Source organism: Nocardiopsis synnemataformans (assembly GCF_965343085.1).
Lineage (GTDB): Bacteria > Actinomycetota > Actinomycetes > Streptosporangiales > Streptosporangiaceae > Nocardiopsis > Nocardiopsis alborubida.
On the sequence record NZ_CBDRFA010000015.1, the window covers coordinates 115,291 to 125,229 of the forward strand.

The 9,939-nt window shown below is 71.7% G+C and carries 8 protein-coding genes; 7 read left to right on the forward strand and 1 reads right to left on the reverse strand.

Annotation, left to right across the window (positions count from 1 at the left end):
* Nucleotides 1-60 precede the first annotated feature (60 nt).
* A complete protein-coding gene (locus tag ACSIH6_RS11460) occupies nucleotides 61-1,380 on the forward strand; it encodes a phosphoribosyltransferase family protein (protein WP_435108222.1) in 1,320 nt (439 codons plus the stop codon).
* Nucleotides 1,381-1,555: 175 nt separating this feature from the next.
* On the opposite strand, the gene ACSIH6_RS11465 is transcribed toward ACSIH6_RS11460, so the two are convergent.
* Nucleotides 1,556-1,855 carry a WhiB family transcriptional regulator gene (locus tag ACSIH6_RS11465; protein WP_017588640.1) on the reverse strand — a complete coding sequence of 100 codons (300 nt, stop codon included), beginning with the start codon at nucleotides 1,853-1,855 and terminating at the stop codon, nucleotides 1,556-1,558.
* 802 nt (nucleotides 1,856-2,657) lie between these two features.
* On the opposite strand from ACSIH6_RS11465, the gene ACSIH6_RS11470 reads away from it, so the two are divergent.
* The 6 genes from ACSIH6_RS11470 to ACSIH6_RS11495 all read left to right on the forward strand — a co-directional run bounded on the left by ACSIH6_RS11470 (nucleotide 2,658) and on the right by ACSIH6_RS11495 (nucleotide 9,841).
* Entirely contained in the window at nucleotides 2,658-3,065 is a 408-nt protein-coding gene (locus tag ACSIH6_RS11470; RefSeq protein WP_435108223.1) for a YccF domain-containing protein, read from the forward strand.
* A gap of 127 nt (nucleotides 3,066-3,192) precedes the next feature.
* Nucleotides 3,193-4,521, forward strand: coding sequence for an AI-2E family transporter (locus ACSIH6_RS11475; RefSeq protein ID WP_435108224.1), 1,329 nt, complete (start codon nucleotides 3,193-3,195; stop codon nucleotides 4,519-4,521).
* Nucleotides 4,522-4,808: 287 nt separating this feature from the next.
* Complete coding sequence (locus ACSIH6_RS11480; protein ID WP_435108225.1) at nucleotides 4,809-6,407, forward strand: ABC-F family ATP-binding cassette domain-containing protein; 1,599 nt, start codon at nucleotides 4,809-4,811, stop codon at nucleotides 6,405-6,407.
* 209 nt (nucleotides 6,408-6,616) lie between these two features.
* Entirely contained in the window at nucleotides 6,617-6,823 is a 207-nt protein-coding gene (locus ACSIH6_RS11485; RefSeq protein WP_013153820.1) for a helix-turn-helix domain-containing protein, read from the forward strand.
* A gap of 83 nt (nucleotides 6,824-6,906) precedes the next feature.
* A complete protein-coding gene (locus ACSIH6_RS11490) occupies nucleotides 6,907-7,746 on the forward strand; it encodes an enoyl-CoA hydratase/isomerase family protein (RefSeq protein WP_435108226.1) in 840 nt (279 codons plus the stop codon).
* Nucleotides 7,747-8,233: 487 nt separating this feature from the next.
* Nucleotides 8,234-9,841 (forward strand): DEAD/DEAH box helicase, encoded by a 1,608-nt coding sequence (locus tag ACSIH6_RS11495; protein ID WP_435108227.1) that lies wholly within the window; start codon nucleotides 8,234-8,236, stop codon nucleotides 9,839-9,841.
* The last annotated feature ends 98 nt before the right edge of the window (nucleotides 9,842-9,939 follow it).

Below are 9,939 nucleotides of genomic sequence, written 5' to 3' on the forward strand. Positions count from 1 at the left end.
GCTCATCCACACAGCCGAGAGGAGCGGTACCGGGGCCCGGGCCCCGGCGCCGGTGAGGACATGAACCCAGTACCCGTTTCACTGCCCTTCGCCAACCGGTCGGAGGCGGGACGCCGACTCGCGGAGCGGGTGCGCCCCTTCGCGGTCAACGATCCGCTCGTGCTGGCCCTGCCCCGCGGCGGCGTGCCGGTGGGCGCGGAACTCGCCCTGCGGCTCGACGCCGACTTCGACGTGCTCATGGTCCGCAAGATCGGCCTGCCGGGACACCCCGAGACGGGGGTCGGCGCCATCGCCGAGGACGGGCACGTCATCTACGACGACCGCGCCCTGGCCCGGCTGCACGTGCCCCGCCAGGCCCTGTCCGACACCGTCGCCGCCGAACGCGACGAACTCGACCGCAGGCGCCGCGTCTACCGGGGCGATCGCCCGTCCCCGCGCATCGCCGGGCGCGACTGCGTGGTCGTGGACGACGGCGTCGCCACCGGGGGCACCGCCCGCGCCGCGCTGCGCATGGTCCGCCAGGCCGGGCCCGCGCGGGTGGTCCTGGCCGTGCCCGTCGCCTCGCCGGAGGCGGTCGCCCTGCTGCGCGACGAGGCCGACGCCCTGGTGGTGCTCGGCGCGCCGGACAACTTCCGCGCGGTGGGGGAGTGGTACCGCGACTTCGGCCAGCTCTCCGACGACCACGTCACCGCCATCCTCGCCGAGAACGCGCACACGCGGCCGCGGCCGGGCGGAACGCGGAGCGTGCGGGTGCCCGCGGGGCGGGTCCAGCTCGACGGCGACCTCACCGTGCCCGCCGCGATGCGCGGCGCGGTGGTGATGGCCGCGGGGGAGGGACGCGCGGACGAGCGGTGGCGGTCGGTCGCCTCCGTCCTGCAACAGGCCGGGTACGCCACCCTGCTCATGGATCTACTGACCGAGCAGGAACGCTCCCTCGACGCCCCCGAAGCCGCCTCCGACACCGGCGCCGACGTGCTCGGCGGGCGATTGGGCGCCGCGGTCACCTGGTTGCGCCGGGCCGAGGACACCGCCGACGAGCCCCTGGGCGTGCTGGCCTCGGGCGACGCCGCGGCGTCAGCCCTGGTCGCCGCGGCCCGGCACCCGCGGGACGTGGCCGCGGTGGTGGCGCACGGAGGGCGGATCGACGTGGCCGAGGCGAGCCTGCCGGACGTGCGGGCGTCGGTCCTGGTGCTGCTGGAGGGAGACGACTCCTTCCTGCGCGAGCTCGGCGAGTGGACGCGCGCCCGGATAGGCGGTTCCACGGACCTGCGGGTGGTGTCGGGAGCCGAACGGCTGCTCCGGGACTCCCGCGAGTGGCGCCGTGTGGCGGCGGAGGCCCTGGACTGGTTCGACCGGCACCTGGACGCGGGCCCGCGGTGAGACGCCGACGGACCGGGCGCGGTCGCCCCGTCCACCGCTGCGGAGACCTTCACCGGGCACGGGAGAAGTCCGGGCATGAGAAAACCCGCGGCGCCCTCGACGTTGCTCGTCGGGGCGCCGCGGGTTGTTCGGGGGCCGGGGCCACCGGGGGAGATCCGCTTGCCGGGAATCCGGACTATGCGGCGTTCGCGCGACGCATACGGCGACGGCGCTCGGAGGCGCGCTCGTCCTCGTTCAGCCCGCCCCAGGTGCCGTACTTCTCCGGACGCGAGATCGCATAGTCCAGGCAGTCGGTTCGAACCGGGCAGGCCGCACAGATCTCCTTGGCCTTGCGCTCACGGATCTCCCGTTCCGGCTGGCGTTCGCCGTCCGGACCGAAGAAGAGCACAAGGTCCTCGCCCCGGCACGCGGCGGCATCCTGCCACCCCCAGCTCGGGCGGGGGCGCAGCGCGGCCTGCCGACGTACCTGAGACATGCTTGAACCACCTCTACTGAAATCACTAGTAAGCTGTCGGAAAAAGCTTCAGTCACCGAAATTGGTCATGCGGCGCGAGTCACCCCGCACGACGCAAACGCCGAGCGGTGCGAGTGATGTTCCCCGGTGTGGCTGAGACCACGAGAAGCACAGGTACTGCGGCACCGATCCGCCGATGGGCGGAGTGCTCTCACGCGAACGGCTGCGGAGGCGGTGACAGCCTCCGTCCGAGCCGGTACGTAATCATGCCATCCCTCATCCCGATCATGCACGGGGGGTAGGGAAATTACTCGCACAACCGTTACCGAAACCAGATGACAACTGACCGGTGTGCGGTCTTTTGTCTGAGTTTGTTGCACATCGCAAGATCTGGGGCCTTGCGAAGGACTCAGCACATCGTATGGTGCGATGTCCCTCCTGCCTAGGGGGTCCTCCTGATGTGCGGATCACATTGCGGTCTGTACGGAGCTCCGAGTTCGGGCCTGACCGTATGTCCTCACCCTCCGTCGACGCCGGTGGAGAGGGTTATGGCCTCTCCCGCGCGCGCTTCCGGGCGCCCTCCACCGCGTCCCGCGACCGCTCCCCGCCGGTCCGAATCCCCTCGCGACACGCCGTCCGGCGGCGCTTCCGTCAACCCCCTCCCGCATGCCTGAAGGCTGCCCCTAGGGGAAGTACCAGGGTGGGGCGTCCGAACGGGTCGTGGTGCGCGGGCGTCCCAGACGGTAGAAACAACGGACGCGGCCGCTTCCCGGCCGCACACCCCCGTACGCGGGACACCAACACAAGGGAGGACGAGAACACCGTGGGCCTCTTGCGGTTCATCCTGAACGTCATCTGGATCTTCGTCGCGGGATTCTGGCTGGCCGTCGGTTACGTCTTCGCGGGCATCATCTGCTGCGTCCTCATCGTCACGATCCCCTTCGGTATCGCCTCGTTCCGCATGGCCAGGTACGCGATCTGGCCCTTCGGGCGCGACCTGGTCCGCAGGCCCGGCGCGGGCGGGGGCAGTACCTTCCTCAACGTCATCTGGGTGATCGTCGCCGGTTGGTGGCTGACCCTCGGCCACATCGCCACCGCGATCGGCCTCGCCGTCACTATCATCGGAATCCCCATGGCCTGGGCCTCGCTGAAGATGATCCCCGTCGCCCTCGCGCCCTTCGGCAACGAGATCGTCGAGAGCGGCCACCCGCGGGAACCCTGGCAGTTCTGACAGCGTTGACCTCCCACCGGGCCCGTGGGAGACACGGGCCCCACTCGTTCGTCTCCCGCGAGATCACCCCCATGCGGCCGTCGGTACCCCGACCTCCACCGCGCAACGTCCAGAGAATGGAGTCCATGTGCAAGCCCAGCGGCCGGGAGTGTGGGCGCTCCTGAACAAGTGGCTCTCCGCCCGCAGAGCCCGCGCCGAGCGCCTCGCCAGGCTGGAGGCGGAGAACGACCGCGGCGCCGAACCCCAGGTCGCGGACGAGGACTCCCACGAACAGCAGGGCGGCCCGGACAACCTGCTGCGCTCCATCAGCGACGTGGCCTGGCGGGTGCTGATCATCGGCGTGGTGGCGGGCCTGCTCGTCTACGTGCTCGTCTACCTGTCGGTCGTCACGCTGCCGGTGATCCTGGCGGTGTTCATCACCGCCCTGCTCATGCCGATCGCCAACGGACTGCGCCGCAGGGGACTGGGCCGGGGACTGTCGACCACGATCGCCCTGCTGGTCGGGCTCATCATCTTCGGCGGCGTGATCTCGCTGATCGTCACACCCGCCATCCAGGGCTTCAGCCCGCTGGTGGACAGCGTCACCAGTGCGGTCGGCGAGCTCCAGAACATCCAGTTGCCCTTCGTCGACCCGGCCCTGTACACCGACCTGATCGACGACGCCTGGGTGCAGATCCAGGGCATGATCACCCAGAACCAGGACCAGCTGCTCAGCGGGGCCTGGACCGCCACCTCGGCGGTGATCTCGGTCCTGGTCGGCATCGTCCTCATCATCGCCCTGACCGTGTACTTCGTGCACTCGGGCGACCAGCTCATGGACTGGCTGGTCACCCTGCTGCCCGCACGCTCACGCCCGGGCATGCGCCACGCGGGCGAGGTCGCCTACGGGGTCATGGGCCGCTACGTGCGCGGTGTGGCGGCGGTCGGCTTCTTCGACGCCGTCGGCATCGGCATCGTCCTGGTCATCGTCCTGGACATCAACCTGGCCATCCCGCTGATCGTGCTGACCTTCGTTGGCGCCTTCCTGCCGATCATCGGCGCCTTCGTCACCGGCCTGCTCGCCGCCCTGGTGGCCTTCGTGACCGAGGGCTGGATCGTTGCGCTGTTCGTGGTCGGCGCCGTGCTCCTGGTACAGCAGCTGGAGAGCAACGTCTTCGCGCCGCGTATCTACGGCGCCTCGCTCGACCTGCCCTCGCCCATCGTGCTCATCGGCATCTCCGTCGGCGCGGTCGTCGGCGGCATCCCCGGCATGTTCCTGTCCACCCCGGTGGTCGCCGTGCTGGCCGCGCTGCTGCGCAACCGCCCGCCCTCCAGCGGTGACGACTCCGACCTGGGGGACGGGGACGGGGACGTGGCCGATGTCAAGGCGGACACCGTCGTGGTCAGGGCCGACCGGGAGGCCGGTCAGGACGGCGCGGGCGGAGCCAGCCCGGTCGACCCCCCCGAGCAGAAGTAGGTGCGGGGCGGCGCCGCTCCGGCCGCGCCGCCCCGGGAATGCCCGGCGTCCCCGACCCGTTGACCGGGTGGGGGCGCCCGCGTTTCCGGTCACATCCCTCGCGCCGCCCCCCACCGGTGCCGTTAGTCTGGGTCGGTAGGCCCGAAGCCACCCCTCCCGCCGCCGCTGTGAGGGAGCACGTCTCCCCGCGGCGCACACGCGTGCCCGGCCGCACAGACCGGCCACACAGACCGGCTGCACAGACCAGCCGCACAGAACCGTCCCACCACCTCGTAGGAAGCCCCACCATGCTGATCGCCACCGACCTCGAACTGCGCGTCGGTCCTCGACTCCTGTTGGAGCCGACCACCTTCCGCGTCGCCGCCGGGGACCGGATCGGACTGGTCGGCCGCAACGGTGCGGGCAAGACCACCATGACCAAGGTGCTGGCGGGCGAGGGCCTGCCCACCGGCGGTACGGTCACCTCCTCCGGCAGCATCGGCTACCTGCCCCAGGACCCGCGCACCGGCGACCTGGACGTGATCGCCAGGGACAGGATCCTGTCGGCGCGCGGCATCGACGAGGCCCTGCGCGGCATGCGCGAGGCCGAGAAGAAGATGGCCAGCACCGACACCAAGACCCGCAACAAGGGCGTGCGCGCCTACTCGCGCTGGGAGGAGCGGCTGCACGTGCTGGGCGGCTACTCCGCCGAGTCCGAGGCCGCCGCCATCTCCTCCAGCCTGGGGCTGCCGGACAAGGTGCTCGACCAGCCGCTGCACACGCTCTCGGGCGGTCAGCGCCGCCGGATCGAGTTGGCGCGCATCCTGTTCAGCGGGGCCGACACCCTGCTCCTGGACGAGCCCACCAACCACCTGGACGCCGACTCCATCACCTGGCTGCGCGACTTCCTCAAGTCCCACCAGGGCGGGCTCATCGTGATCAGCCACGACGCGGACCTGGTCGAGCACGTGGTGAACAAGGTGTTCTACCTCGACGCCAACCGCAGCACCATCGACGTCTACAACATGGGCTGGAAGCTGTACCTGGAGCAGCGCGAGGCCGACGAGCGCCGCCGCAGGCGCGAGCTGGCCAACGCCGAGAAGCAGGCCGACACCCTGCGCAAGCAGGCCGACCGGTTCCGGGCCAAGGCGTCCAAGGCGCGCGCCGCGCAGCAGATGCTCAACCGGGCCGACCGTCTCCTGGACGGCGTGCAGGGCGTGCGCAAGTCCGACAAGGTGGCCAAGCTGCGCTTCCCCGACCCGGCGCCCAGCGGTCGCACGCCGCTCATGGCCGAGGGCCTGTCCAAGTCCTACGGGTCCCTGGAGATCTTCGCCGGGGTGGACCTGGCCATCGACCGGGGCAGCCGCGTGGTGATCCTGGGCCTCAACGGCGCGGGCAAGACCACCCTGCTGCGCCTGCTCGGCGACGTCGAGAAACCCGACACCGGCCGGGTCGTGCCCGGTCACGGACTCAAGCTCGGCTACTACGCCCAGGAGCACGAGACCCTGGACGTGGGCCGGTCCGTGCTGGAGAACATGATGAGCGCGGCCCCGGACCTGCCGGAGGTCGAGGCGCGGCGCACGCTGGGCTCGTTCCTGTTCACCGGCGACGACGTGGACAAGCCCGCGGGAGTGCTCTCCGGCGGTGAGAAGACCCGGCTGGCGCTGGCCACGCTGGTGGTCTCCAGCGCCAACGTGCTGCTGCTGGACGAGCCCACCAACAACCTGGACCTCGCCAGCCGCGAGGAGATCCTGGCGGCGCTGCGCAACTACAAGGGCGCGATCGTGCTCGTCACCCACGACGAGGGCGCGGTCGAGGCCCTCCAGCCCGAACGGGTCATCCTCCTGCCCGACGGCGTGGAGGACGTGTGGAACGCCGAGTTCAAGGACCTCATCACGCTGGCCTGACACCGCCCGCGGCAGACGCGGAACGTGGGGGAGGTGGACGCCCGGCAGGTCCGGGAGGTTCACCTCCCCTCTTTTCGGTCAGTGTTTGCCCCGTGCCGAAAACGGCGTTCTCGGCGGGGCGCCCGCGTGGTGTGGCGGGCCGCGGGCCCGATACCGGATCATGAGGGTGTCCCACGACGGGCGATCCGACGACTCTGAGGAGCGAGCAAGTGAACGACGCGCCGATCAAGCGCCCACGGCTGGCGGGGGAGGACCGCTCCGCGCTCGCCGCCCAGCTCAAGAGCCGCTACGACGCGGGGGAGAGCATCCGCATGCTGGCGGCGGCCACCGGGCGGTCCTACGGTTTCGTCCACCGGCTCCTGAGCGAGGCCGGGGTGGAGCTGCGCGGCCGCGGGGGGCCCACGCGCAAGGCGTGAGACGCCGCGGCCCCGGCCCGCTCGCCGCCCTGTGTTACTGATGGGTAATATCCGGGGTGACACCGAACACGACGGAGGAACCCATGGCACAGGCGACGAACGGGCCCGGACCGGCGCCCACCGAGGAGGAGCTCTCCCGGGCCCGGCTCAGGCTGGCGGTGCGGGGGCCGGTCGCCCGCATCACCATCAGCCGCCCCGACCGCCGCAACGCGATGACCGGGCGCACCTGGACCACGCTGGCCCACATCGGCCAGACCCTCCCCGAAGACGTCCGAATCGTCGTCATCGACGGGGACGGCGACATCTTCTCCGCCGGGATCGACCTCGGCATGTTCAGCCCCGAGGGCGTCGACGGCGAGCGCTCCATGGTCGCGGGTCTGGCCGACGGCACCGCCTCCGACGCCGAGGTCCGGGACTACATCGCCGGTCTGCAGGAGGGCTTCCTCTGGCTGCGCCGCCCCGACCTGGTCACCGTCGCCGCCGTGCGCGGTCACGCCATCGGCGCGGGATTCCAGCTGGCCCTGTCCTGTGACCTGCGCATCCTGGCCGACGACGCCCAGCTGTGCATGAAGGAGCCCGCCCTGGGGCTGGTCCCCGACCTCACCGGCACCAAGCCCCTGGTCGACATCGTCGGCGTCAACCGCGCCGTCGAGATCTGCCTGACCGCCCGCCGCGTGGGCGCCCAGGAGGCGCGCGACCTGGGCCTGGCCGAGCTCGTGGTCCCCGCCGCTGAGCTCTCCGGGGCCGTGGACGACGTCGTGGCCGCCCTGCTCGCCACCGACCGCGCGGCCGCCACCGCCACCAAGGCCCTGCTCCAGCAGGCCGCGGGCAACACCCTCCAGCAGCAGGCCGAGGCCGAGCGCGCGGCGCAGGCCGCCCGGCTCGCCGCCCTGGCCCGCGCCACGGCCGACGGCGCCCGCTAGCGGGCCGACCGGAAGGGTTCTGACCTGCGGCGATCTTGTACTTATAGCGAGGTTCGGCGCTCCAGGCTCGCTACAAGTACAAGGTCACGGCGAAGGGGGTGGGTCGGATACCCAGCGGTTCCGCGAAGATGTGGACGGGAGGGGGAGACCCTTGTCACCGGTCGAAAACCCCCACCCCGTCCCCGTCGTGAGGCGATCTCTAGTAGTCTTCTACGAGCGGTCGTGACATGCCGCGCGCATCCGAGCGCGCCGAGGCCGCGCAAGACGCGGAGAGCGTGCCGACCCGGTCGGCGCCACTCTTGACCCGAAGAGTCGCTCGTCCCCCCACACCAGTGAGGATCTCACGAGCTCAGGAGCCCCACACACATGCAGGGGCCCGCTTCCGCGTGTGATCAGGCGCGTTTGTGTGATTTCTTCGCTGGGTCGGTCATGGCCGTGTGAAGCCTTCCTCGAAACGCCGCCAAACGATGAGGAAGGTACACGTCACTTGACGACGGACACTGCCGTAACGCCTGCCTTCGACAGCCTGGGCCTGCCCCAGGACATCGTCGATGAGCTGGCCAAGAACGGTGTGACCACCCCGTTCCCGATCCAGGCCGCCACCATCCCCGACGCCATCGAGGGCCGCGACGTCCTCGGCTGCGGCCGCACCGGATCGGGTAAGACCCTGGCCTTCGGCCTGCCGGTCCTGATGCGCGCCGCCGAGCGCCGCGCCGCCGCCAACCGGCCCCGGGCCCTGATCCTGGTGCCCACCCGCGAACTGGCCCACCAGGTCCGCGACGCCCTGCGCACCTACGCCCGCATCGTGGGCGTGCGCGTGGGCGACGTCGTCGGCGGCAGCTCCTACACCCGCCAGATCAACGAGCTGCGCCGCGGCGTCGAGGTCCTGGTCGCCACCCCGGGCCGTCTGTCCGACCTGATCGACCAGGGCGCCTGCGACCTGGGCGACGTCGAGGTCTCGGTACTGGACGAGGCCGACCAGATGTGCGACATGGGCTTCATGCCGCAGGTCAGCGAGCTCCTGGACCAGGTCCGCCCCGACGGCCAGACCCTGCTGTTCTCGGCCACGCTCGACGGCGACGTCGACAAGCTGGTCCGCAAGTACATGAACGACCCGCGCACCCACTCCGTGGACCCGCCGGTCTCGCAGGTCACCGCGATGGAGCACCACCTGCTCAAGGTGCTGCCCCGCGACAAGAACACGATCGTCACCCAGATCGCCGCGCGCGAGGGACGCACGATCCTGTTCGTGCGCAGCAAGTACCGGGCCGACACCATCAGCGAGCAGCTGGCCCAGGCCGGTGTTCCCTGCGCCTCGCTGCACGGCGGCAAGACCCAGAGCGTGCGCACCCGCACCCTGGCCAAGTTCCGTGAGGGCCGCATCCAGGCCCTGGTCGCCACCGACGTCGCCGCCCGCGGCATCCACGTCGACGGCATCGACATGGTGGTCAACGTCGACCTGCCCACCGGCCACAAGGACTACCTGCACCGCGGCGGCCGCACCGCCCGCGCGGGTGCCTCCGGCCTGGTGGTCTCCCTGGTGGCGCCCAACCAGCGCCGCATGGCCCGCCGCCTGCTCAGCGACGCCGGTGTCGAGGCCAAGCAGCACCTGGTTAACCCCGGCGACGAGCTGCTCAGCGAGGTGACCGGAGCCAAGGAGCCCTCCTGGGAGCCGTGGATCGAGCCGCCGGAGCCCGTGCGCGAGCGCCGTGGCCGCGGCGGCCCCCGTCGGGGCGGCCCCCGCGGCGGCGGTGGCGGCGGCTACCGGGGTGGCGGCGGCTACCGCGGCGGCGGTGGCGGCGGCTACCGGGGCGACCGTCCCGGTGGTGAGCGCCGTGACTACGCCCCGCGCGGCGAGGGCGGCTACCGAGGCGGCGAACGCCGCGGGGACGACAGCCGCGGCGGCTACCGGGGCGACCGTCCCGGTGGTGAGCGCCGTGACTACGCCCCGCGCGGCGAGGGCGGCTACCGCGGCGGCGAGCGCCGCGGCGGCGGTGGCGGCTACCGAGGCGGCGGCGACAACCGCGGCGGCTACCGCGGCGACCGTCGCGGCCCGCGCCGCGAGGAGCGCTTCGACTCCGCTCCGCAGTACTGATCCCGTAACCGCTCCCGCGCTTGGGGCGGTACCGGTACAGACCCGGGGGGGGGGGGGGGGGGGGGGGGGGGGGGGGGGGGGGGGGGGGGGGGGGGGGG